This is a genomic window from Acinetobacter sp. YH12136 (assembly GCF_013418545.1).
Lineage (GTDB): Bacteria > Pseudomonadota > Gammaproteobacteria > Pseudomonadales > Moraxellaceae > Acinetobacter > Acinetobacter towneri.
The window spans coordinates 54,717-79,988 of record NZ_VPBV01000009.1; the positions used below are offsets into that span (position 1 = coordinate 54,717).

A 25,272-nucleotide genomic window follows, 5' to 3' on the forward strand; every position below is an offset into this window, starting at 1 on the left:
TAATGCGGGGTTTTTTGTATGACAATTATTGTTTGTGGATACACACATAAGCTAAAAGAAAAAATTGACTATGCGCAAATTTGGTCTGAGGTAAATAAAGAGCAATGGTCATTTCAGGATCGAAAAATTATAGATGCTGATGGGAATGAATTAGCTGATATGTCTAGGCGAAAAAAATATGAAAGACCCGAGCTTAATCATCAAAATTATGAATTAGTTTTAGATGATTATTATAAAAGTACATTTTATTTATGTGATTCTGGAATTTCTGTCGGAAATAATCTGGCATATATCGACAATTTTTTCAAAGTTGAAAGTATAGACTTAAAACTCTATCAACCATATTTTGTAGGAGAATACTTTCACAGTTATAATTCTGTATATCTCACTAGAAAGGTTGCCATAGGATTCGCTGGAAATGTAAATTTAGCTAAATTATGCATAGCTTATATACGAGAACATTTAGAACAATTACGTATTTCTTGTAAGGATTTTCATCCTATTGAATATAACATTCGAAAACATTGTGATAAAAACAACCCTTTAGAAGTAAATTCTGACACAACAGGTTGGGACGAAAGTTTATTTGGAAACTATAATGAAAAAATATTATATACAGGAGAACAAGTATCTGAATTTATTGAACACTCTATTAATGCAGGATATGAAAGGATTAGAAAAAATCTAAGTAATTTAAAAGCCAATACAGCTATAAGAGAAAAGGATATTATTGCTGAGTTTGCAGTAACTATATACTGCCCATCCAAGAACAAAAATGAAATATATGTATATCGCCCGAAATTTATTGAGAATGAATTTGGAGTGCCTAATGGAAAATTAATTGCAGAAAAGCATCTTCTACCCGAAGGTCAAATTGCAATTTTAGGTACTAAAGCTATCACTCAAGATCTAGAACAACAATATTCTAATTTATTGACAGATATTAAGAATCCTCAAGAAGAACTATTTAAATCAGTAAATCAATACATCAAAAATCAGATTTCGGAATGCATTTTCAATGTTAACTTACCCTCTTATTATTTCCAATTTGATCAATATAAAGGCCTAACCATAATTAAGAGATTAAAAGAATAAATATGACTATCAAAAAAGTATCCTCCATCGCCCAACTCGAAGACTTAGGACGCATCAAACTCTCCAAGTCCTTTTTTATGCGTGACTTTCTGTATAGCGAAATCGCCAATTGGTATGGAGTACCTAACTTCCCCGACCATCCTGAAAAAGCCATCTACACAGGCAAAGAACTCTGCCAACAACTGCTCGAACCACTCCAAGATAAATTTGGACGAATTGCGATTCGCTCCGCTTATCGCTCACCAAGCGTGAACCAACTCGGAAATGAAAAAGGACATAACTGCGCAAGTAATGAGAAAAACTTTGCCAGTCACATTTGGGACTATCCCGATGCAAAAGGTTATGGGGCAACGGCGTGTATTGTCATTCCATCATTTTTAGCACTGTATGAAAAAGATCAAGTCAATTGGCAACAACTCGCCTATTGGATTCATAATAATTTGAATTACAACCATCTACAATTTTTCCCAAAACTTTGTGCATTTAATATTGGCTGGCATGAACAGCCTGCACGAGAAATTTATAGTTATATTCAGCCCAAAGGCTATTTATTACGTGGTGAGGCGATAAATAAAGAATTTGAGCAGTTTTATCCTGATCTTATTTAGTTTTACCTTTTAAATTACCCCTCCCCCTTGCGCAGCAGTACTGCTCATCCAAGTGGGAGAAGGAGCTTCCATTACAAATTAAATGCCATCAAAACTTTAATATTGGAAAGGTCTTTAAAACAAGCACTAGTGATAAACTGCACTGTGGTGCAAGGGAGAGATAAATATTTAAATTTTAAAATGAAGAGCAGATCAGAAATTATGCGCTCCTCATTTCATGCCTCTCAACATATTCTTAGCCCCTGCATGATTATAATTTTTGGCTAAATTCTGCAAAATGCGCTTGGCTTGCACTTCTGCGTTTGGAAAACGACTGCGATAACTCGACACACTGGTTAAACAACGTGCCACCAACATGCCAGATTCTGTATAAATACGCGTACCCTCTGCGCCCTGTAACTTGCCATAGTTATAAGCACGTTGCGCATTATTACAGGCATTAATTTGATTACGCCCACTGTTTAAATCACGACGTGCCGCCACATATAAACGTGTCTGTTGCTGTTGTGGTGTCTCAACCACGCGTGGTGGAGCTGTTTTTACTGGCGCAACTACAGGCTCTTTTTTCTCTTCAGGTTTTTCTTTCATTTCAGCAACTTTGGTTGCATTTGTTGTTTTTGGATTACTTTGAGCTGCTTTAGGTGCAGCCTTTGCAGGTGTAGAAACCGCGCGGTAAAAACGTCGTGCTTCATCTTCAGACATTATTTTAGTGACCAAACTCACTACTCGCGCTTCACCACGCTGTTCCAACTGGCGCTCCGCCACTGGCTCAATCGATACAATCCAACTTTCGCCCTGATTACCTACACAGCGGTATGCCCCAATCCCCTGTTTTACATCTCGATAAGTATTGAGTAGTTTTTTAGACCATGCATTTTTGACTAAACTCATTGAGCTTTTATAGGCCAGCGTTAAGCGTCCATGTTGTGACTGACAATAGCTGCCCATATATTTACGTGGAATCATAGATTCAGCAGGCTGATCTTTGCGCTGTGGCCCCCAATAATAGACATATTCTTTAGCGGCACCACTGGGCTGATTTAAGTTTTTTTGAACAATCAGTTCTTGTGCAGATGCAAAATGCTTCACCGAATTTGGGCTATATTGATCGACTGTTGCACAACCAAATAATAGGCTGCCCACCCCCCCCATCAAAAGTATTTTTTTGCAGGTCACGTTTCAATTCTCAATTGTTTTTATAGGAATGAAAATATATGAATTAGCGGAAAATAACAAATCTAACACCTTGATTTTATAGTTAAATAATCATCGCTTTATTTGAATCGCGTTTGATATTTTTATAAAACAATCCAATTCATCACAGTTTTTTATGATTTTGAATACTAACACTCATATTATTTTTTATACAACTGTTCAGATCTATTTATATTTAGCAATCATGGCTCTGAACATGTGAACGCGACATCCACAACAAATCATGGATGTCGCCACCACAACTAGTGATCCAATGTCGATTCAAATGCTTTTAAACGCTTATAGATAGACAAGAGCTCAATAATGGTTGGCCAAGATGCAATCAGATACTGAAAAGATTCACGGACTTTGCCAAATACGTTGGCAATTTGCATCATCAAACCCAATGTAATAGCCCCTGCGGCAATACTTGGGAACAACACAAATAAACCATAAATATTGTCCAATTGCATGTACCAAATGCGTACCAAGTTAAAATAGGCATAGTGGAAATATAAACGGAAATAGTTCAAACGCACTTTGCTAAACAGTTCTTTTAAACTCAGCGGATCAGCACGTTCAGCGTGATCTTCACCATAAACCAATTCTTTACGATAAGCCGCCTCAACTTTTTGGTTATTAAATTCCAGACCTGGTAACTTCGCACCCACCACAATTAACACCACTGTACCAAATACTGCCCAACCCACTGCAGCCCAAACTAAGGCATACGAAATTTCCCCCACTATAGGCAGGGCTTTGACATGCACAGACAAACTAAACAGCACAGGTAAAAATGCCAACAAAGTCATTAGGGCTTCGACTAAATTTACCCCTAAAGTTTCCATGGTTCTGGCAAAGCGCATGGTATCTTCTTGAATACGCTGTGAAGCCCCTTCAATATGTCTGAGTTTTTCCCAATGTGCGGTGTAATAATTATTCATTGCCGTACGCCAACGAAAAACATAGTGACTCACAAAAAATAAATTCAAAACCATTAAGGTCACTGCCACCATGACGATGTATAAAAAGGTCAGCACACCTGCATAGAGTTCATTGACATCTCCACCGCCACTACTGAGCATTTTTTGAATCAGGTCATAAAATGGGTTGTACCAGGCATTCACCACAACATTGACTTGTACCCCAAACCAAATATTAAACAGGATGAATGCCGATCCCCATACCGACCAGCGCTGCCATGGGTGATTTGCTTTAAGTTTCCAGAAAATGGCAAACAGCGTCGTTGCCACAAAAAACCACAGATAAAACCATAAAAATGCAGGTGACCAAAAACGGCTGACATCGATGGGTAATGTTGCTTCGGCATAGCCTTGCGGGAAGCCAATCCAACTACCCCATGCGCTACCGCCCGAGTACCATAAAGCCAGATTGATCGCGAACCAAACAAGCAATGAAATAAAAAACCACTTTGGATTTGGAAAAAATGACTTAAACATGCAGACAAAAAGCCTTTATTTTTTAATTTGGAATGTAAAACCCAGTGCCTTCACCACTTAAAAAAGCGTGAATGGATACTTTAACTTTTATACTTTATACGCTGTTTTTTCAGCAATAATTTTATTTTTATACTGAAAACTGTAAATTTCATCAATCGGCTATATTTTACTGCGCTGTTCATTTGCCATTCATCTAAGAAATTACATCAAATTTCAATTTCTTATATTTTTAAAATGTCAAATTATGAAGTATTGGGCAAATTTATTGCGATTTTTTGACCAACAATTCAAGTACAAAATATTTAAACCCGACACAAATTTACGATTTTGTGTAGATTATTCATCAATTTACTATATAATACAGTTGATTAAAAATAACTCATTTAGGGTGCGGTATGGAATCTCCAACAGAAAACATTGCTATTGAGCTACTTGAACCTATTGTTCTACGTAAAGAAAACTGCGCACCAATTGAATTCGAGCAAGGTACAATTTTAAAAGTTTTATTGGTTAATCCTAACTCCTACTTGGTTACCGTAGACGACGAATTTAACTTTACTGTCTCTTTAGAAGATGAAAATAAGGTGTGGCGTAAACTTTAATTACTGAGTCGCCACAAACTTTAATGATTGAATGTACGCAAAGCACATTCAATCATTAGATAAAGCTTGATAAATACGCTACTGCTTTCATGGCTTATAAAAACTAAACTTTCATTACACCTATCAATCACAGCATCCTTTTAATTTTTCAGAAGTCCACTTCGGGTATGGCTCTCTGAAAATGTTGCCTAAGATTCAGTTTTCAATCCTCTGTATATCATTGTAGATTTTGCAACAATCTCATCAAAATCACCTTTATATTGGGCAAAATGAGATAAAAATTAGCTTTAAATTTTCATCTTATTTTCTCTATAAAAATCAATAAAATATACCAATTGATCAAACCAAAACAACAACAGCAATGACTTTAAATTCACTTTTACAACTAAGCAAAACCAAAATTAATCAAAAATTATGATAAGATCATGCTTCTTGTAAAACACATTTTTTTATAAAGATGAGTTGCTTAAGCAATTTTTACTGTCTTTAGTGTGTTTTATTTTTTCTATTTTTTTAATTCACATCCTATTTTGACAAGATCTACTTGATCTCTAAATTTAGGATTGTATTTGCTTATTTTTATAATGCGGATATTTAAAATCCTGAATTGTGTCACTCAAAATTGGAGAAGTAATTAAGAACTCAAAAACTAATGGAGATAGCAATGGATCGAATTGCAATTATTGGCGCTGGCCCAAGCGGCATGGCCCAATTAAGAGCGTTTCAGTCAGCAAAGGCCAAAGGTCTACAAGTTCCTGAAATTGTATGTTTCGAAAAACAAAATGATTGGGGTGGACTCTGGAACTATACTTGGCGCACAGGTATAGATGAACATGGCGAACCTGTCCACGGCAGTATGTACCGTTATTTATGGTCAAATGGCCCTAAAGAAGCGCTAGAATTTGCCGATTATACTTTTGATGAACACTTCAAAAAACCAATCGCGTCTTATCCGCCACGCGCAGTGTTGTGGGATTATATTCAAGGTCGTGCAGAAAAAGCACAGGTGAAAGACTTAGTCCGCTTTAATACCGCCGTTCAGCATATTCATTATGATGATGCGACGCAAAAATTTACGGTTGATGTCGAAGATTACGCACAGCAACGTCATTATTCAGAACAGTTTGATTATGTTGTGGTGGCCTCTGGGCACTTTTCTACCCCGCGTGTCCCTGTTTATGAAGGCTTTGATCAATTCCATGGTCGTATTTTACACGCGCATGATTTCCGTGATGCACTGGAATTTAAAGGTAAATCAGTGCTGTTGGTGGGCAGCAGCTACTCTGCCGAAGACATTGGTTCGCAATGTTATAAATACGGCGCCAAACAAATTTACAGTTGCTATCGCAGTAAAGCCATGGGCTTTAAGTGGCCCAAAAACTGGTCTGAAAAACCACAATTACTGCGTGTAGATGAAAATACTGCTTATTTTGGTGATGGAACATCGGCCAAAATTGATGCCATTATTTTATGTACGGGCTATTTACACCACTTCCCGTTTATTGAAGATGGCTTGCGCCTCAGAACGCATAACTGCCTTTATCCACTAGGTTTATATCAAGGTGTGGTTTGGGAAAAGAATCCACGTTTGTTCTATTTGGGTATGCAAGATCAATGGTACACCTTCAATATGTTCGATGCGCAGGCATGGTTTGTCCGCGATGTGATTTTGGGCAAAATTGCGTTGCCAAGCATAGAGGAAATGCAAAGCCATACCCAAACCTTGCATGAAAAAGAACAACGCTTAATGAGCGATGAACAATCTGCACGTTTTCAAGGGGATTACATCAAACGCCTGATTGCGCAGACGGACTATCCATCATTCAATATTGATGCAGTACATGATATTTTCATGCAATGGAAAAAGCATAAAAAAGAAAATATTATGGGCTTTAGAGATAAAGTCTATCGCTCAGTGATGACTGGAAAAATGGCCAAGCCACATCACACGCCATGGTTATATGCGTTAGATGATTCTTTAGAAAGCTATTTGGAAGATGAAGCGCAACGTGAAGCGATGTAAGGCTTAAACACAAAAAGCCATCACCCTAGACCGTAAAAAATCAAAAAAACCCCATACGTTATGCGCATGGGGTTTGTTGTTTAAGGATTTATCTAAATATCTAAACTTAATTGCTGTTCAAATTATAAATCTGACTTGGCACGTTTTAAGGCCTGTTGCCAACGCAGTAAATGCTCAGCCCGTTCTGCCTCTTTCATTTGAGGTTCAAACACTCGATCTAATTGCCAAGATGCCGAAATTTCAGATAGGTCAGAAAATACGCCTGCTCTTAAACCAGCCATAGCAGCAGCACCCCAAGCGGTAGATTCCAGCATTTTAGGACGCAACACAGGTACATTTAAAATATCGGCTTGGAATTGCATCAACATATCATTTTGACTGGCACCACCATCGACCCGAAGTTCTTTTAGTGGATGATCTAAGTCCGACTGCATGGCAGTGAGTACATCCGATACTTGAAATGCAATGGATTCTAAGGCAGCACGGGCAATATGCGCCTTGTTGGTGCCACGTGACATTCCACATAAAAGCGCTCGCGCTTCACTGTCCCAATGTGGCGCACCAAGCCCTGTAAATGCAGGGACTAACACAACACCATCGCTAGAAGTTACACTATTGGCGAGTTGTTCTACATCGCTACTTTTTTGAATAATCCCTAAACCATCCCGCAGCCATTGCACCACTGCCCCTGCCATAAAGACACTGCCTTCTAGGGCAAAATGGGTTTCATTTTGACATTGCCATGCCAGAGTGGTGAGTAACTTATTTTGGCTAAACTGCACCTGATTGCCTGTATTGAACAACATAAAACAGCCTGTACCGTAGGTATTTTTTGCTGTACCTACCTCAAAACAAGATTGTCCAAATAAAGCTGCTTGCTGATCACCCAAAATACCTGTGATTGGAATATTATCACCCAATAAGCCAGTTGCGGTGTCTGCAACATAACTGTCTGATGCAATAATTTTAGGTAAAACTGATGCTGGAATTTGAAACAGTTCCAGTAAGTCTTCATCCCAAGTTTGATGATGTAAGTTCATCAACATGGTTCTTGAGGCATTACTCGCTTCAATGACATGCTCTGCGCCTTGGGTCAAATTCCAGATTAACCAACTGTCGATGGTGCCAAAAGCCACGTGCCCCTGTTGTGCCAATGCTTTTAACCCATCGACATGCTCAAGCAACCACACCAGTTTGCCTGCACTAAAATACGGATCGATACGCAGACCTGTTTTTTCCTGAATCAATTGCATCTGGTTATTTTGAATCAACTGATGACACCAGTCTGCAGCACGTCGATCTTGCCAGATAATTGCAGGGGCCAGTGGTTTTCCCGTGCGTTTATCCCACACTACAGTCGTTTCACGTTGGTTGGTCACGCCAATTGCACGAATATCTTTGGCTAAAATTCCTGCTGTAGCCAAAGCCTGTTGCACCACTGCAATTTGATTTGACCAGATTTCTTGGGCATCTTGCTCTACCCAGCCTGAATGTGGCGTCTGAATGTGGGTTTCACGTTGTGCTGTAGCCTGAACTTGTCCGTGTTCATTGAAAATAATAGCGCGACTGGAAGTCGTGCCTTGATCGAGTGCTAATAAATAACTCATATTTTTTATTGTGTTTGGCTTGAAAAATAAAATATTAGCGCAATTATGTAATTAAGCGCATTGAAATGTGTAATTGTGCAGAAAATACATCGTAATTTTTGCCAGCTATGCTATGATTGCGTTGTGATATGGGGGTGTTATTGGCTTCGACGCTGATGATGAAGCTCATAGATGCATGCCGAGAGCGCATTTTCTCTCGTAAATCAAATTTGCATTAAAATAGTCGCAAACGACGAATCTTACGCTCTAGCTGCCTAAGGGCCGCTTGTCCGCTTCACTGAATACTTGTGGTCAGTGAACCCGACTGAAGCGCACGCACACAAGTCCGTATAAAGTTGAGCCTCGGGACTTTATACCAAACTTAGAGGATCGCACTTTGAACCCTGTTCGTCGGGTCTTAGAGTGTTAAAACAATAGACGATATCTAAGCATGTAGTATTCTCGAGTGTAGTGTTGGCGGACGCGGGTTCAACTCCCGCCACCTCCACCAAATTCTTAAATTCATATATCTTTACATAACGCTATATGAGTAAGAAAAGCTTAAATCATAATGGTTTAGGCTTTTTTTATGCCTATTTATGCCGTTATATGAAGTTTCTTATAGCTTGCTGCTGTGTATGGTAGCGTGTATATTGTGAGTTAGAAAAAATCCACCATACAAGAAACTCATGAAAAAAGCTGATGTTAAGAAACTCCCAATGAGAGATACCGTGCTCAGTGCATTGGAATCTGAATCTAAAGAGTATCGAATTAATGATGGCGAAAATTTACATTTTGTTGTTACTACTAAGGGTAATAAGCGTTGGGAATTAAGATATAAAAAACCAAGTACAGGTAAATGGTCATGGCTAGGGCTCGGTCCTTATCCTGAAGTAGGTGGAAAATGGGCACGACAAAAAGCAGATGAAGCAAGAAAGCTACTTTCTCAAGGGATCGACCCAGTATTACAGAAAGCCGAAGAAAGACAAGCTGAAATAGAGCAAACGTCATGCACTCTACAACAGCTTGCAGAGGATTACTACACAACGAAAACATGGACAGCTGCAACCAAAACAAGAAACATTGGCGCACTGAATAACCATGTATTCCCCATCATGGGCAAGCGTGATTATCGAAAAATCACCAAACAGGAATGGCATTCATTATTTCAAGATATTCAGAACAAGCTCAATCCTCGTACAGGCGAACCTATTATTGAGATGGGGCAACGTGTTAGAGCATTGATTAGAGAAATATATGACTATGCGGAAGTGATGGGTAAAATAGAATCTAATCCTATTGCAAACCTACATAAATACTTAAAGAAGCATGAAAGCAATAGCATGAAGCATGTTGATGAAGATGCTTTACCATCGTTATTAAGAGCAATTAACCTCTATCCAACCACTGACACACGCATTGCGCTTAAATTACTAACAATGTTATTTTGTAGACCAACTGAGCTACGTGAAGCTAGATGGAAAGAGTTTGACTTAGATAAAGGTACATGGTTAATTCCTGCAACGAGAATGAAGACTAAAAAAGAACATAAAGTCCCTTTGCCAAAACAGGCGATTGAGTTATTGAAAGAATTACAACAATTAAACGCTCATTCATCTTTTCTGATGCCTAGTCGAAGCAATAAAAATAAAACAAAATCAAATACAGTTTTTATTATGGCACTCAGAAGAATAGGCTATGGTGAAATACAAAATCCTCATGGGTTTCGTCACATTGCGAGTACAATTCTCAATAACCAATTCAGCGACAAGTCACAAGTTGTGGAAGCGTGTTTAGCACACAGTAAAAAAGGCGTAAAAGCTGCTTATGATAAAGCTACTCACTATGAAGAGCGCAAAATTATGATGCAATGGTATGCTGATCATTTAGAGCGATTGGCAGATAATACAGTGCTACAATTTAAAAGCGCATAGGATATTTTAATATTATAAAACTTGAACAAACAGGGAGTGTCTAGATTGTTAAGCACTCCATCTAACAATACTGCAAAGTTAAACAAACTCCCCTCCCACCCCAAGAAACTATGAAATAGTATTTTTGTGGATACTTTTCTCATTTGATAAGGTTTTAACAATAGAATTAAATGATCAAAAAACAATCAAATAGCAATAAAAATTATTGCATTCCGAGTTGAATATATCGTATTATTAAAAGTTAATGTGTTATGTTAACACAACATAACGGAACGATTGTACAAATCATAACTATCGTATCCAATCTAACCTTATTAAGGTGCAGTAAAACTTAAAGTCCTGACTCTCTACATCTAGTTTAAAAATAGACTATTGATGTTTGAGGGTTTTTTGCGTTCTAAATTTTATATGAGGAAAATATATGGTATTGAATAATGTTTTAAATCAAGAGGTTAACAATAAAGAGGTGTTGGAAGCTAAAAATCTATTTGCTATTGATTACTTAAAACTAAAAGTACAAATAACAAATAATCCACTAGAATTATCTCAAGATATGGTTATTCCCCTGACCAAGTTTGATGGTGAATTTCAACCATTACAAGAATCTTATAGCAAGCAATGGGTATGTGGTTCTTATAACGATCATATTCAAATTAAAGCAATTAACAAAAATGAGATATTAATTCACGGTAATTTGTTTAAGTGGTTGAATGGTCAAAATGTTACAGGTACAACTGACTTGATTCAGTTAGCCCTCGATACTGTGAATAGACTCAGTCAGATATTCAATGCAATTACTCCAACTGATACCGAGATTGAGAATATTAAGTTGGGATTGTTTCGCATTTATCGAATCGACATAAATAAGGCATTATTGTTTGGTAATAAGGAAAAAGCTCAACAATATTTAACTTCAATTAAAGAGCATGGAACTTATCCACGGCGTGATAGACAAGTCGAAAAGAATGGTATTTATTTTGGCAAAGGTAGTAAGCGGACTACATTGCTTTACTATTTTAAAGGTCAAGAAATTCGCTCTCATAACAAGCAACAGACAACGCTTACAACTGAGTTGAGAGAGTATGCTGATCGTATGATTAGATGTGAAGTACGTTTATTTAATCAGCAGTTAAGAGATAGCGAACTACACTATGGTTATTGTTGGAATGAAGAGTTAGTTAAGCATTTAGTTGAGGATTCCCATAGCAAACTGAATCTACCCGAACCTGTGTCAGAAATAGAGTTACCTGCTAAGTATATTCGATTCTTAGCGACACAGAAGCAAGGTGCGTTGCATATGGGTTATACAGCATCTACTACAGCTCGTTATAAGCGTGATTTAGCGAGAGATTATGGTTTGATGGTATGACATTGACTTGGGGCAAATATAGCGATTTAACGTGAATTGAGGGGGAAATATAAAGATGCAGAAGTTACGCTTAACAATGAATGAAGTTTGTCATTTTTTATCAGTACAACGTGATAAATTAAATAAGATGGTTAAGGATGATCCAAGTTTTCCACGACCAATTAAAGAAGGCTTTACCAGACAATCCGCCGTGTATTTTGATCACAGTGAATTGATTGAATGGTGGGAGTTAAAAAAGAAAAATCGTTATAGTTAATGCGCAAATTTAAAGAGCAGCCGATATGGTTGCTCTTTTTTTTATCAAGAATTATGATCTCGGTCAATGTACTTAAAAAAAATAGCGGGAATATTATGTATATAGTTGATATTTGGAGCGAAGGGGTAAAGAAAAAAGCTAAAATTGCTAAATTATTTTTAACTGAAGGTCCTTTTTGCTTATATCAAATTCATGACGTAAATGGTTTCCCAAAACCTATTGCAAGATTAGATAATATTAAACAAATAGAAGTTGTAGAGGATTTATCTACTTCAAAAACTATAGTCACCACTGAAGCAAACTCTACCACTACGGCTTCTACTGGAAATTTAGTAAAGCGAGCAGTTATAGGAGGAGTCCTACTAGGTCCTACTGGTGCAATAATAGGTGGAGTCACTGGAACTAAAAATACAAAAAAGATTGAAAACTCAGAATACACTGAAAAAGTTGACTACTTAGTTAATATTAATCTTATTTTTAAAGATGGGATGAGTATAGTGGTTAAAATTGATAATCCTGAAGTTACAGATTTATTATGTTCATATCTTGGGGTTGAAACAGTTACAGATGATGAATTAATAAAGTTGAAACAAAAGGCTTTAGATTCCAGAAAAAAAGTTAATAAAGAATCCCTCAGATATGATAATTTTTTATCAGATCAAGCCATCTATGAGCAAGCAAAACAAATAGCTATTAAAAATCTTAGTCACTTAAAACCCATAGATCATGAATCTTTATTGATAGCTTTAATTTCTGGATCAGTAGCAATTTCACTTATTGTATCGATTGTACTAAAAAATACACTTAATCTTGGATGGATAATTACAACTATTACGTTCTTACTTCTAAGTATATTAATATTTTTTCCAATCTACACCAAACAGAATAAGCCTAATAAAGACAAAAATGATAAATATTTAACCTTATTGGATGAAGAAATATTTAGGCAAGTACAGTCTTTGAAGGAGAAAACAAAATAGCAATTGTATGGTATTTTGTATGGCAATTAATTCTAATATTAATTTAATTATAATAAACAATATCTTACAACTTCAATTCAATTGTCGCCACCCCACCAAATTCTTAAATTCATATGAAGTTACATAACTAAATATGACTAAAAAAGCCTTTAAACTCAATGTTTAAGGGCTTTTTTTATGGGTTTAGCGTCCAATGCTATCCAGAACAAATTGACCCAAATTTGAATAAATTGGGGCAAAATTGGGTCAATTTGACCCACAACTTTTGAGCATCGTTTACCACGAGTAAACACACTCTAAATGCAACTGTCATCAATCTGTAATATGACTTGCTTCTTCCTCATGTGATAATTCAACTTTATTTTTGAGGGTTTGGGAATGTCAGAGAACATCAGCTTAGATTATTTAAATGGACTCATCCGTACTGCTGAGAAAAAAAGATAAAAAAATTGATAAGATTTTATTGGGCTATAAGGCTTATTATTTTTTCATGTCAGATAGTGAGTTCCATAAGGCAGTGACTAGCTCTGCACTCTCGCCAAGCAAACGCAAATATAAAGACCATAAAATTAAAGTGACCCAAGACGACTATCAAATTGAGGTAAAACTTCACGAAAAATGATCAGGATTGCTCACTTTTGCACAATACAGGTTCAAATCCACTTTTAGGATTTGAGCCTTTTTATTGGACGGTTTATTCATCTCCAAACATTTTTCGCTTTCACTCCCCAAACCGAATAACTCCCCCGCACAACAACAAAATAGATTATATTATCCTTAATTGATAAAAAATTATGCGGAGTACACATGCAGGTATTTCCCTTAGGCAAGCGAACGATTTCCGTGATTGTGGTCATTGTAGCTTTGGTTTTATTGTTAATTTACGTAGTCTTACGCACAGGCCCATTTGCCCCTGTCAACGTCACCCTCACGCAAGTCAAATATCAATCCATTCAACCTAGCCTGTTTGGCGTAGCAACCGTTGAAGCGCGTTATAATTATAAAATTGGCCCAACTGCAGCAGGTCGCTTAAAAAACTTAAAAGTAGATATTGGCGATAACGTACAAGCAGAACAACTGTTAGGCGAAATGGATCCTGTCGATTTGGAAGATCGTTTATTGGCTCAACGTGCGATAATCCAAAAAATTACCGCTCAGCAACAAGACACTCAAATCCGTCAAAATTTTGCGCAGCAACAAGTCAAGCGTTATCAACAACTGGCCAAAATCAATGCCACCAGCCAAGAATCTTTAGCCATTAAACAACAAGAGCTCGATTTGGCAACGGCGGCACTCAGCGCGATGCAACAAGAACTCAATAAAGCACGTGCAGACCTGAATACCTTACAAGCACAGCGTGATAATTTAAATTTAGTGGCCACAGCTGCAGGTGTCGTCACTGCACGTTATGCAGAACCGGGTTCAACGGTGGTAGCAGGTCAAACCGTACTAGAAATTGTCGATCCTAACTCCATTTGGATGAATGCCCGTTTCGATCAATCCAGTGCGATTGGTTTAGCTGCAGGTTTACCTGCTCAAATTCATTTACGTTCACGGCAAAATAATGCTTTGGCAGGTCATGTGTTATGGGTAGAACCTCGTGCCGATGCCATTACCGAAGAAATTTTAGCTAAAGTGGTTTTTAATCAACCACCAACGCCTCTTCCGCCTTTGGGTGAGTTAGCAGAAGTCACCATCAGCCTCGCACCATTGGCACGCAGTTTAACCATTCCCAATGCGGCAGTTCACCGTATCGATAACCAAGTGGGGGTGTGGAAAGTTGCAGCAGAAAAACCACAATTTGTTGAAGTTCAATTGGGACGTTCAAATTTAGCGGGCGATGTGCAAGTGCTCGCAGGCTTATCCGAAAATGATCAAGTGGTGCTGTATAGTGAAAAACCCCTACATGCCAAAAACCGTTTACGGGTTGTCAAGCAACTTGCAGGAGCAGCTAAATGATTAGTCTGGCAGGTCGTGATATTTTCCATTCATGGGGTAAATTTGTATTTACTGGCTTTGGACTCGGCTTGCTGATTGGTGTGACCTTAATTATGGCTGGCGTGTATCGCGGCATGGTAGATGATGCCAAAGCCCTGCTGAATAACAGTGGTGCTGACCTATGGGTAGTGCAGCAAGATACACTTGGCCCTTATGCAGAACCTTCAAGTGTGCGTGATGATTTATATCGCAGCGTGATGAATATGCCCGGGGTGGCGCATGCTTCAAATATTACTTATTTAACCATGCAAGTGCATCATCAAGATAAAGATATTCGCTCGATGGTGGTCGGGATTCAAACAGGTGAACATGCTTGGAATAACTTGGGGTGGCCGCCACATTTATTGGCAGGACGTCAATTGACCCGCGGGCACTATGAAGCCGTAGCCGACATGAGTACGGGATTAAAGTTGGGTGATCGTATTAAAATCCGTCGTAACACCTTTACCGTGGTGGGTTTAACCCGACGCATGGTGTCTTCGGGTGGTGACCCGATGATTTTTATTCCGCTGAAAGATGCACAACAGGCGCAATTCCAAAAGGACAATGCTGCCATTTTACAAGACCGTAGACGAATTGCAGAAAACCCGATTTATAATCGCCCTGCTTATCCTGACTTGCTTGAAAGCGTACTCAATGCACAAAGTAGCAACCGTTATGTGAATGCTATTTTAGTCCGTTTAAATGCAGGTGCTTCAGCTGAAGAAACAGCAGCACATATTCAGCGTTGGCAACAACTAACAGTCTATACCCGCCCGCAGATGGAACACATTTTAATCAGCAAAATGATTGCCACATCCGCCAAACAAATTGCCATGTTTTTGGTGATTTTGGCCTTGGTCAGCGCCGCGATTGTGGCATTTATTATTTATACCCTGACTATGGACAAAATTCGTGAAATTGCGGTCTTAAAATTAATTGGCACACGCAATCGCACAATCGCTTGGATGATCTTGCAACAAGCACTCGCGCTTGGATTAATTGGGTTTGCTGTTGGTAAAATCAGTTCAACCTTTGCCGCACCATATTTCCCGAAATATGTCTTATTGGTTCCGCAAGATTCTATTTTTGGATTTATTGCGGTGATGCTGATTTGCATGTTAGCCAGTTTGGTTGCAATTCGGATGGCACTGCGCATTGACCCTGCCGAAGCAATTGGGGGATAACATGACACACGGCATTTTAATTGAAGGTTTAAAAAAGCGTTTTGGACAAGGTGACAATGCCTTTTATGCCTTAAAAGATGTCAAAATGCAGGTTGCACCCGGTGAAGTGGTTGGGCTGATTGGCCCCTCAGGTTCGGGTAAAAGCACCTTGCTCAAATGTTTAGGTGCCGTGATTGATCCTACCGAAGGACGCATGACTTTGGGCGATGAGGTGATTTTTGATCAACGTTGGTTAGTCAAAGACTTAAGTGCCTTACGCCGCGATAAAATTGGTTTTATGTTCCAAACCCCGTACTTAATTCCTTTTTTAAATGTTTTGGATAATGTAGCGCTGCTGCCGATGTTAGCAGGCGTAGCCAATGACATTGCCCGCGCCCGCGCATTGGAAATTTTAACAGCGCTCGATGTGCAGCATCGGGTACATGCCATGCCTGGGCAATTGTCTGGTGGTGAACAACAGCGTGTCGCCATTGCACGTGGCTTGATTAATCAACCGCCTGTGATTTTAGCCGATGAACCCACTGCACCATTGGATAGTGTACGTGCGATGACCGTGATTCGCTTATTACACGAAATGGCAGAAAAATTTCAAACTGCAATTATTGTAGTCACACATGACGATAAAATCATCCCTACCTTTAAACGCTTGTACCACATTCGAGATGGTGTGACTTATGAAGAACAAGGCGAAGGACGTCCTTTTAAGTAGGCTCTAAAGTTTTCAGCGCTGGAAACTGATGTTTTAGCTCAATATCAAAAGCAATAAAATATCTGCATTTCAAGTTACATGCGACACAATGCTAAAAAACGGTTGATGTGGTATTCTGATAGCATCAGAAATGCAAAAATATAATACTTACTAGCTTCATACTGTTCTTGGAATTTAATCAAAATACGCATATATTGATTAAATAGAGCAATTTATTCTTAATCCAAGAATTGACGCGCTAACCATGAAACTTAATCACCTAGAGGTTTTAGATATGTCAACTAGAAACCGAACCAATGAAAGTGAAATCGCTACAGCTGCAGCTGACGTTTTGCGTGAACGCTTCATTGCAGTAGCTCACAGTGATCGAGTACTTTATGTGGAAAATGATGCCTTAGTCAGCAAAACCCCGAATGGCAAACCAGTTTTAATCAAACAGTTATCTGGTCGGAACCCTGATCTAGCCCGCCAGTTTAATGGTCGCAGAACCTTTAAAATTAGAAAACGTAACATAGAGGCTACTGCAGAATAATTTATGTTGCCAAAAACACCTCGAATCAGAATGTTTGCGGGTCCAAATGGATCGGGCAAAAGTACGATGATTAATGGTTTAGATAGCCGTTTATCTAAATTGTTTTTGAATGCTGACAACCTTGAGCGCGATCTTAAAGCCACACCCATTCTTGATCTAAGTCAATTTGATATACGCATTAATGCAAACATATTGGTTGATTATCTTACTCAAGCAAGTCGACCACTAAAAAATGCAGATGGTACTCTAAGCAAAAGTCCTCTCCTCTCAGTAGATCCTGTGATTGATGGAAGCTTAATCGACTTAAGCGGGAACACGATTGATTCCTACCTCGCAGCCCGAATTCTTGATGTCATCCGTAAAGAGTTACTTACGCTTAAGGTTGGATTTACATTTGAAACCGTAATGTCTCATGAGAGTAAAATCGAGTTTTTGCGAGATGCTAAAACGCAAGGCTATCGTACCTATTTATACTTTGTGACGACTGAGGACCCTGATATTAATGTGGACCGAGTTAAACAACGTGTGAAAAATGGTGGTCATCCAGTCGAAGAAATTAAAATCCGTGAACGCTATTTCCGCACTATGCACATGTTGATTGATGCGATTGAAGTATCTGACCGAGCGTATTTATTTGATAACTCAAGTAATGCGACCAAGAATATGGCTTCTTATATCTGTGAAGTGACTAACGGAGATACATTGATCATTAATCCAGATTTTAAAAGAGAGTTTCCGATCTGGTTTGAAAAATATGTACTTGTTCATTTGGTTGATGAAGAATAAAAAAACCGCGCTTGAATCATTCAAACGCGGTTTTTTAAATATTCACAGGTCAGTAAACTGAACCTATTGGCGTATTACTCAGTATTCATAGCCATTGTTGATAGACCATTGCTGCAATTTGCCATAATAGATTTCATCACTGAACAGCAGGTCTGCTTTAGAGGCAGCATTACTTTCTTCGGTTGGGCAGAAACCATCATCACAATCGGCATCGACAACCCAGCAACCACGCACAAATAATACTTTATTGCCTTCTTGCTCCAGTTGTTTCTGAACGCGATCAATCGCTTCATGTAAGTCATCTGCGCCTAAATATGCGGTCAAATACGCATAAGAGCCTGTTTCATCGGATGCTTTACGGAACTCGACACCCACACAAAATAAATGTTTTTTCATTCTTGGCTCCTTGTCATCTTATACAACTAAGCTAATCTTTAATTTGGTCTAGGTCTAGTGCTTTTTCTTACACTTAACAATACGTTACCTATTCACAATACTGCAGTTCAAAGTAAAAACATAGTATCCAAATATTAGACTTAAGCCATAATCGCTGTATAAATGAGGTAGAACGCAACACCAATAACTGTCGTAGCAAATACCTTTTGTACAGTATTGCTATTCATGCGATGTACCAAAGTACGTCCAAGTAACATCCCGACAATACACGCCAGAACAAAGGTGATGGTGACTGCCATTGGGTACTGAAAGCCATCTAAAACGTGTGCTGAAATACTCACGCCACCAATCAGGAAAATAATCATCAAAGAGGTTGCGACGATACTGCGCATATCCAAATCGGTAAATTTACGCAATAACGGCACAATAATAAAACCACCGCCCACACCCAACAAACCCGTCAGCAAGCCTGCAATTACACCAACACCACCAAGCAAAGACGCCGTTTTAACATTCCAAATTAAGCGTCCTGTGTTTTGGTTTACCTTACACGGTGGATTAATTTGGTCGTTGACTTTATTAAAGAAAATACGATACGCCACAATAAACATGACCAGACTGAACGCCAGTGTTAACCAAATGGGCGGGACAATACCTGCCAAATGCACCCCATAACGCGCAGATGGAATACTGATTAGGGCAATCCACAATGCAGCACGATAACGTACAATACGTTTGAACAAGCCTTCAACTGTGCCAACCAAAGCCGCCAAAGTGACTGCCAATAAACCCACGGGTGCAGCCTGCGCCACAGTCCAGCCTTGGCTTGCCATAAGAGCAGGAACGGCAAGAATACCGCCCCCTGCCCCTGTCAAACCCAGCAAAGTACCAATCGCCAAGCCTTCTAGGATTAACATCCACATGCGTATTTTCCCCTATTCCATCACTGTGTTGTGCTGTGCAAGCATTACTTGCCGCAAACTTTATTGGCAGGCAAAGCCACATCAATATGTTTTGGATAAGGCAGTTTTAAATTCTGCATGAGGGTAATAAATTCCGCTTTGGTGCGCCCTTGTCCTAAACGCGAGTTATTGCGTTTTTCCTGCCCAACGGTAGAAGACACACGCCCTTTGTAGTCATGCCCTGGGTACACCAAAGTGTCATCAGGTAAGCTAAAAATTTGTAGATGAATGCTGTCATATAAAGTCGCTGGGTTGCCTTCCTGAAAGTCAGTACGACCACAACCATCAATTAACAACGCATCGCCAGTGAATACCATGCCATTGACCACATAGCTGGTACAGGCGTTGGTATGACCCGGGGTATAACGTGCTTCAATCAATAATTCACCCACACGAATGGCGCTGCCATCGGTAATGAAAATATCGCCACACACCACACCTGAATTACGATGTAATACAGTTTTACAACCAAAACGTGTTCTGAGTTCGTTGGCAGCAGTAATATGGTCAGCGTGTACGTGCGTATCTAAGCTATACACCAATTGCAAATCATGCTGTTCTAGAAAAGCAGCATATTGCTCAACCTCTGAAATTACAGGGTCAATCAGCACCGCTTCACGGGTTTGTTCAGATGCCAATAAGTAAGTATAGGTCGAGCTGTCAGCTTCAAAAAATTGATGAAAGATCATGAGATAGATACTGAGTTTTATATTTTGTTATTCTTAATTTTGCAAATATAGTGCCAACTTAATCTCTTTTAAATATATTAATAAAATACAATATATTAAGAAATATTATTTAATTTAGATCATCCTCCATGTTTCACATCTGTTGGATTTTGTGTTTCAATTGAATCAATAATGAAACAAAAGATGAAACATCATGAATGCGATACATGACTTTGAACAACAAGCCAGTCTTGAAAGCTTTTTGTTTCATTTACAACAACTTTGTCCAGACAGTTTGCTCTATGTTTATGACGACATTGCTCAAACATGGATTTATGAATATGCACAAGATGCTTCTGTTTCTGCAGCTACGGGTAAAACATTAAAAAATCAATTATTGAAATTAAAACTACAATCACAATCAGCATCACAACCACAGACAGGTCTGCTGCAACTCCCGAATAGTGCTAAGGCATGGCACTACCACAGCTTAAATATTCGTGTCCATACAGCCGATTTCACAGGACGTTTATTCTTTCTTCAGCCTAGCGTTGCAACAGTGTCATCACAAACACTCACTCCATTTACCCAAGCACAAAATAGTTTGGCGGAGTTTTTCCACAGTGATTCGCCACAAATGCAGCATATGTATTCCATTATTGAACGGGTGGCGATTACTGAATTTCCTGTTTTGGTACGTGGTGAATCTGGTAGTGGTAAAGAGTTGGTGGCGCAAGCAATACATGCACGCAGCCAACGGCATGCACAAGTCTTTATTGCGATTAACTGTGCTGCTTTAAATGCCAATATTTTAGAAAGTGAATTGTTTGGGCATGTGAAAGGTGCATTTACAGGGGCAATTCGTGAGCATAAAGGTGTGTTTGAACGTGCGGCAGGCGGTACTTTATTTTTAGATGAAATTGCAGAAATTCCACTGGAACTGCAAGCCAAATTATTGCGAGTATTAGAAACGGGCGAATTCACCCCTTTAGGCGGTGAAAAAGCGATTAAATCGAATGTTAGAATTATTACCGCAACCCATCGCGCTTTACGTGAAGAAGCACGTTTAGGCAGATTCCGCCAAGATTTACTTTATCGTTTACGGGTGATTCCAATTTTTGTGCCGCCGTTACGTGAACGCAAGCAAGATATTCCCAAAATTGCCGCATTTATTTTGCAGCAGCAAGCCCAGTTTCAGGTCACGCCACATTTAACCGAGCAAGCACTGAAGGTATTAATCAATTACGACTGGCCAGGCAACGTACGTGAATTAAAGAATACCTTGCTGTATGCATTGACCATGTCCGCAGGTAAAACGGAAATTGATCAACACGATTTACCCGATGAAATTGTGCATGCTAGTTTGAAACTCGCCACAGCTACCCCAACGCCACAACCTATTGAGCTGCCCATCAAAACCAACAATAAAGTAGATAAAGACACACTGCAGGATTTACTGGAAAAATATCAGGGGCAAACTCAATTGGTGGCACAAGCCTTGGGCATTAGCCGAACCACCTTATGGCGATATCGAAAAAAATATCATTTATGAGGCGGAAACTTAAAAATCAGGAATCAGTCGCTTTGCTTTGATCTGCATATTCATAAATGGTGTCTAAATCTTTTTGAATGGCAGCCGCGACTCGGCTAGGCATCAACTGATTCAGTTTGACAAAGACTTTTTCAGGATACCCGACCTGATAGGATTGACGGTCTGTTTGTAAAAATTGATACAGCTCTTGTGCCACAAATTCAGGTGCATCCACTTTTGTACCCATTTTGATATTCATTTCTATCACATCGGGATTGTTCATACTGGTATTGGTCGCGCGTGGGGAGAAATATCTAAAACGAATGGCAGTCTGACCATACTCTCGCGCCAATGCTTCAGTTGCACCACGCAAGGCAAACTTACTGGCGCAATAACTCACATAGCCAGGGTAGCCGATGCTGCCAAAAGTCGAGCCAATATTGATGATCTGACTCGGCTGACTGTCCGACATATATGGAATCACATCCTGAATCAGTTGCAGCGGATAAGCCACATTGACCAACATCATTTGCTCAATGGTATCCTGTGATTGCTGCGCAAACAGACGAAAATCATTCATGCCTGCATTGTTAATATAGTAATGAATCGGCTGTTTTAATGCGGCAAGTGCCTGAATAAAATCATGACGACTGCTGGCATCAATTAAATCACAACGCAGACTGTGTAATTGCAACTGAGGATACTGCTGCGCCAGACTTTGCTCTAGTTGTTGCAAGGTGTCTTGCTTACGCCCAACCAAAATTAAGTTTAAGCCTTTTTCAGCAAAATGATGCGCAATCGCATGACCAATCCCGCCTGTTGCCCCGAAAATCACCGCAGTTAAATTTGACATAAAAGATACTCTCAATTTTAAGATATTCGATACAACTCAATTATAAAAATGCAGGATTCAGTCCCAAGCCCATACAAATATAGAGTTTACGATCTTCTAATGGCACCAATATTTCACCTCTGCCATGCATAAAGCGCTTGTTATCAATGAGCACCACATCACCATCTTGCCAGTCAATTTCTGAGGTTTCACGCTCGCATCGCTCTGCCAACTCTTCCAATAATTCCGCTTGGATTTCGCTGCCATCGGCAAAGTAAAAACGCGGCTTTTCGTAATTATAAGAAGGCCCCAACAAGGTGTTGGCAAAGGCAGGCACAGCTTTTAAATTGTCATGGCGAATCATCGGCATGCTTAAATCGTACTGTACGCCTTCATCATGCGCAGGGCGAATCCGTTGTCTAGGAATCATCGCAATAAAATGAGCGAGTTCCCGCTGCCCGACATGTGCAGCATCGGCAATATTGAGTGCAGTTGCCACATACTTTTGCCACATTACTTTAGGTAAGTAACGGCTGATGGTCATCGGTTCAGCAAATTTCTGTTTCAGTGTATCAGGCAGTTTTTTCCATACCTCATGTCCATCACATAAGGTGGTCTGCGAACCACGCGAAGCACTTTTTTCACTAAAAAAAGCAATAATATCAGGCGGCATTGGGGTTGAACCATTTTCTATATGCAGTCCCATTGCCTGCGTACCTGCATCTACTTTTTGCGATTGTCGGGTCACATTTTCACGTGCAGGGTCATAGGTCAGCTTTTGGCAAATATTGCTCATCAGCCCACTAAACGCATTCACATCATAATGTTCATTTCTAAGTAAAACCCAACCGTGCTCCACCAAACGATCTTTAATTTGTTGTGGGGAATGTTTGAATTGCTGTTGTGCAATATTCATGTGATTTCTCTCTATCTCTATTGATGACTGACAGGTTGATGTCTATCTGTGAAACATCTCCAAGATCAGCCATTAAATACGTTGTAGGATGTGCCAAAGCTGTCTGATACTGTTGCTGAATGACTGCTCTACGCAATTTTCCGTTATCGGTTAACATCTGATTATTTAAAGAAAAAGGTTGTTCAGCACGGCACCAGTGTTTAATTTGGGCATAATCAGGCATACGGGTATTGGCACGATAAATCGCGGCTGCCAATTGCGCATCTGAACGATGTTCCTCGGCATAAATCACTGCAGATAATGACGGCTGCGCTTCACCAAACACGGCAATCTGTTGAATTTCAGGCTCACTCAAACTGTTCGATTCAACCCATTCTGGTGAAATATTGCGCCCAAAACTGCTGACAATAATTTGCTTGATACGCCCCGTGATATATAAATAGCCATCTTCATCAAAATAACCTGCATCGCCTGTGTGAATATCGGCTGATACCGCATCCTGCTCACGCCCAAGTTCATGCATATATCCCAACATGGCATTGCCCTTGACCACCACTTCTTGATTGGCAGCAATTTCGACTTGAACATGCGGTAATACGCGGCCAACACTGCCAATTCTGCGAGCTTCAGGCAGGTTTAAACTCACGACCGATGCACATTCAGACAGACCATAACCTTCATAAACAGGTAAATTGAATTGCTGACACTGCTTGAGTAAATCTGCAGACACCTTGCCACCACCCACGGCAATAAACTTCAAAGTGCGCAAGCCCAAATCGCCGTGTTGATGGATATATTCCACAATCGCTTTGAGCATTTGCGGCAATAAAATCACGCTTTCAATGCGATATTGCTGCACGGCATCGACAAAGCGTGAAACATCAAACTCATGGTTGGACAGCAAACCGAACTGACTGACTTCAGCCACCACCACTGCACGCCCCATGTGAAAAGGCACATACACGCCTGCGATATTTTCAAGCAATGTTGCAAATGGAATTGGACACAAATGCCGCCCAAGCTGGCTGCTTTGCAATGCCTGACTTAAAGAGTACGTAATTGAATTGATGGTGGCTTCTGCCAAACACACACTTTTGGGTGTACCTGTACTGCCCGAGGTATAAGTAATTTTTGTAGGCTGCTCAGCAGAATTTGGGGATAAATGCGGTTGTGCTGTTTCAACGCTTAGACGAAACAACTGCCCTTGATATAAATCTGATGGTGGCAAAACCTGTGCCTGAACTGCATCAATCATCTCCAACAAAGCTTCTGGAATAGCAGTATTTCCAATAGCCGAGTTAACATTGGACGGAGTATCGCTTTGTGCAGTATCCGTCAAAATACACAGCAACTCCGCTTGGCTGTCTTGCAGTAAATGTTGCACTTGTGCAGCAGTAAAAAATAAAGGCACAGGAATGACTGTCATTGCAGCTTTACGTGCGGCTAAATCGACCACAATCCAATCGGCCTGATTCACACCCCACAACGCCAAACGCTGTACTTGATAAGTTGCCAATTCTGCACTGAGCAACTCAACCCGTTGCTGTAATGTAGCATAACTCAGTGTGGTTTGTGCCGTCACAATTGCTTCACGCTCAGGGTCTGTTTGGGCATAGTGATTCAGGTTTTCAAATAACTCATTCATCTTTCAATTTCCGCCTTTCTGCAT

Annotated in this window: 24 protein-coding genes and 1 other RNA gene; 16 read left to right on the forward strand and 9 right to left on the reverse strand. The window is 39.6% G+C overall.

Annotated features, from left to right (window positions below):
- Positions 1–18 precede the first annotated feature (18 nt).
- Both FTU71_RS05960 and FTU71_RS05965 read left to right on the forward strand, forming a co-directional pair.
- On the forward strand, positions 19–1,095 hold the full coding sequence (locus FTU71_RS05960; protein WP_180111658.1) for a hypothetical protein: 1,077 nt from the start codon (positions 19–21) through the stop codon (positions 1,093–1,095).
- A 2-nt stretch (positions 1,096–1,097) separates the two neighbouring features.
- The gene (locus FTU71_RS05965; protein WP_180111660.1) at positions 1,098–1,703 is read left to right on the forward strand and encodes a hypothetical protein; all 606 of its coding nucleotides are present in this window, start codon (positions 1,098–1,100) and stop codon (positions 1,701–1,703) included.
- 210 nt (positions 1,704–1,913) lie between these two features.
- Here the strand turns inward: FTU71_RS05965 and FTU71_RS05970 are convergent, their stop codons facing one another.
- On the reverse strand, positions 1,914–2,855 hold the full coding sequence (locus tag FTU71_RS05970) for a hypothetical protein (RefSeq protein WP_180111698.1): 942 nt from the start codon (positions 2,853–2,855) through the stop codon (positions 1,914–1,916).
- Between the two features lie 305 nt (positions 2,856–3,160).
- Positions 3,161–4,357, reverse strand: coding sequence for a peptide antibiotic transporter SbmA (gene sbmA / locus FTU71_RS05975; RefSeq protein ID WP_180111662.1), 1,197 nt, complete (start codon positions 4,355–4,357; stop codon positions 3,161–3,163).
- Positions 4,358–4,752: 395 nt separating this feature from the next.
- Between sbmA and FTU71_RS05980 the strand changes: the two genes are divergently transcribed.
- Both FTU71_RS05980 and FTU71_RS05985 read left to right on the forward strand, forming a co-directional pair.
- Entirely contained in the window at positions 4,753–4,959 is a 207-nt protein-coding gene (locus FTU71_RS05980) for a hypothetical protein (RefSeq protein WP_004975391.1), read from the forward strand.
- A gap of 664 nt (positions 4,960–5,623) precedes the next feature.
- The gene (locus FTU71_RS05985; RefSeq protein WP_136144449.1) at positions 5,624–6,982 is read left to right on the forward strand and encodes an NAD(P)-binding domain-containing protein; all 1,359 of its coding nucleotides are present in this window, start codon (positions 5,624–5,626) and stop codon (positions 6,980–6,982) included.
- Positions 6,983–7,104: 122 nt separating this feature from the next.
- Here the strand turns inward: FTU71_RS05985 and glpK are convergent, their stop codons facing one another.
- Positions 7,105–8,589: a glycerol kinase GlpK gene (gene glpK / locus FTU71_RS05990; protein ID WP_180111664.1), complete on the reverse strand. Its 1,485-nt coding sequence runs from the start codon at positions 8,587–8,589 to the stop codon at positions 7,105–7,107.
- 130 nt (positions 8,590–8,719) lie between these two features.
- Between glpK and ssrA the strand changes: the two genes are divergently transcribed.
- The 11 genes from ssrA to FTU71_RS06040 all read left to right on the forward strand — a co-directional run bounded on the left by ssrA (position 8,720) and on the right by FTU71_RS06040 (position 18,298).
- Positions 8,720–9,079, forward strand: a transfer-messenger RNA (tmRNA) gene (gene ssrA / locus FTU71_RS05995).
- Between the two features lie 178 nt (positions 9,080–9,257).
- The gene (locus FTU71_RS06000; protein WP_180111666.1) at positions 9,258–10,502 is read left to right on the forward strand and encodes a tyrosine-type recombinase/integrase; all 1,245 of its coding nucleotides are present in this window, start codon (positions 9,258–9,260) and stop codon (positions 10,500–10,502) included.
- 421 nt (positions 10,503–10,923) lie between these two features.
- On the forward strand, positions 10,924–11,871 hold the full coding sequence (locus FTU71_RS06005) for a phage/plasmid replication protein, II/X family (protein WP_257222457.1): 948 nt from the start codon (positions 10,924–10,926) through the stop codon (positions 11,869–11,871).
- A 55-nt stretch (positions 11,872–11,926) separates the two neighbouring features.
- Entirely contained in the window at positions 11,927–12,127 is a 201-nt protein-coding gene (locus tag FTU71_RS06010; protein WP_180111668.1) for an AlpA family phage regulatory protein, read from the forward strand.
- Positions 12,127–13,107: a hypothetical protein gene (locus FTU71_RS06015; protein ID WP_180111670.1), complete on the forward strand. Its 981-nt coding sequence runs from the start codon at positions 12,127–12,129 to the stop codon at positions 13,105–13,107. Before FTU71_RS06010 ends, FTU71_RS06015 begins: the two co-directional genes overlap by 1 nt.
- Positions 13,108–13,516: 409 nt before the next feature.
- On the forward strand, positions 13,517–13,729 hold the full coding sequence (locus tag FTU71_RS14600; protein WP_136144447.1) for a hypothetical protein: 213 nt from the start codon (positions 13,517–13,519) through the stop codon (positions 13,727–13,729).
- A gap of 185 nt (positions 13,730–13,914) precedes the next feature.
- Positions 13,915–15,066, forward strand: coding sequence for an efflux RND transporter periplasmic adaptor subunit (locus FTU71_RS06020; protein ID WP_180111672.1), 1,152 nt, complete (start codon positions 13,915–13,917; stop codon positions 15,064–15,066).
- Positions 15,063–16,271, forward strand: a complete 1,209-nt coding sequence (locus tag FTU71_RS06025; protein WP_180051698.1) for an ABC transporter permease — start codon at positions 15,063–15,065, stop codon at positions 16,269–16,271. Before FTU71_RS06020 ends, FTU71_RS06025 begins: the two co-directional genes overlap by 4 nt.
- A gap of 1 nt (position 16,272) precedes the next feature.
- Positions 16,273–16,980, forward strand: coding sequence for an ABC transporter ATP-binding protein (locus tag FTU71_RS06030; protein ID WP_096902281.1), 708 nt, complete (start codon positions 16,273–16,275; stop codon positions 16,978–16,980).
- Between the two features lie 274 nt (positions 16,981–17,254).
- Positions 17,255–17,512: a hypothetical protein gene (locus tag FTU71_RS06035; protein ID WP_004975373.1), complete on the forward strand. Its 258-nt coding sequence runs from the start codon at positions 17,255–17,257 to the stop codon at positions 17,510–17,512.
- 3 nt (positions 17,513–17,515) lie between these two features.
- Positions 17,516–18,298, forward strand: coding sequence for a hypothetical protein (locus FTU71_RS06040; RefSeq protein WP_257222459.1), 783 nt, complete (start codon positions 17,516–17,518; stop codon positions 18,296–18,298).
- Positions 18,299–18,376: 78 nt separating this feature from the next.
- On the opposite strand, the gene FTU71_RS06045 is transcribed toward FTU71_RS06040, so the two are convergent.
- The 3 genes from FTU71_RS06045 to FTU71_RS06055 form a co-directional block, all read right to left on the reverse strand.
- The gene (locus tag FTU71_RS06045; RefSeq protein ID WP_104852389.1) at positions 18,377–18,694 is read right to left on the reverse strand and encodes a hypothetical protein; all 318 of its coding nucleotides are present in this window, start codon (positions 18,692–18,694) and stop codon (positions 18,377–18,379) included.
- A 140-nt stretch (positions 18,695–18,834) separates the two neighbouring features.
- A complete protein-coding gene (locus FTU71_RS06050; protein WP_154320426.1) occupies positions 18,835–19,617 on the reverse strand; it encodes a sulfite exporter TauE/SafE family protein in 783 nt (260 codons plus the stop codon).
- Between the two features lie 44 nt (positions 19,618–19,661).
- Positions 19,662–20,345 carry an MBL fold metallo-hydrolase gene (locus FTU71_RS06055; RefSeq protein WP_096902279.1) on the reverse strand — a complete coding sequence of 228 codons (684 nt, stop codon included), beginning with the start codon at positions 20,343–20,345 and terminating at the stop codon, positions 19,662–19,664.
- A 193-nt stretch (positions 20,346–20,538) separates the two neighbouring features.
- Here FTU71_RS06055 and FTU71_RS06060 point away from each other — a divergent pair, with 193 nt between their 5' ends.
- Positions 20,539–21,876, forward strand: coding sequence for a sigma-54-dependent Fis family transcriptional regulator (locus tag FTU71_RS06060; RefSeq protein ID WP_180111674.1), 1,338 nt, complete (start codon positions 20,539–20,541; stop codon positions 21,874–21,876).
- A gap of 16 nt (positions 21,877–21,892) precedes the next feature.
- Here the strand turns inward: FTU71_RS06060 and FTU71_RS06065 are convergent, their stop codons facing one another.
- The 3 genes from FTU71_RS06065 to FTU71_RS06075 are packed head-to-tail and all read right to left on the reverse strand — an operon-like array spanning position 21,893 to position 25,248.
- Positions 21,893–22,708 (reverse strand): SDR family oxidoreductase, encoded by an 816-nt coding sequence (locus tag FTU71_RS06065; RefSeq protein WP_180095838.1) that lies wholly within the window; start codon positions 22,706–22,708, stop codon positions 21,893–21,895.
- 40 nt (positions 22,709–22,748) lie between these two features.
- Complete coding sequence (locus tag FTU71_RS06070) at positions 22,749–23,603, reverse strand: TauD/TfdA family dioxygenase (RefSeq protein ID WP_180111683.1); 855 nt, start codon at positions 23,601–23,603, stop codon at positions 22,749–22,751.
- Positions 23,557–25,248 (reverse strand): AMP-binding protein, encoded by a 1,692-nt coding sequence (locus FTU71_RS06075; RefSeq protein ID WP_179996954.1) that lies wholly within the window; start codon positions 25,246–25,248, stop codon positions 23,557–23,559. Before FTU71_RS06075 ends, FTU71_RS06070 begins: the two co-directional genes overlap by 47 nt.
- Positions 25,249–25,272 lie beyond the last annotated feature (24 nt).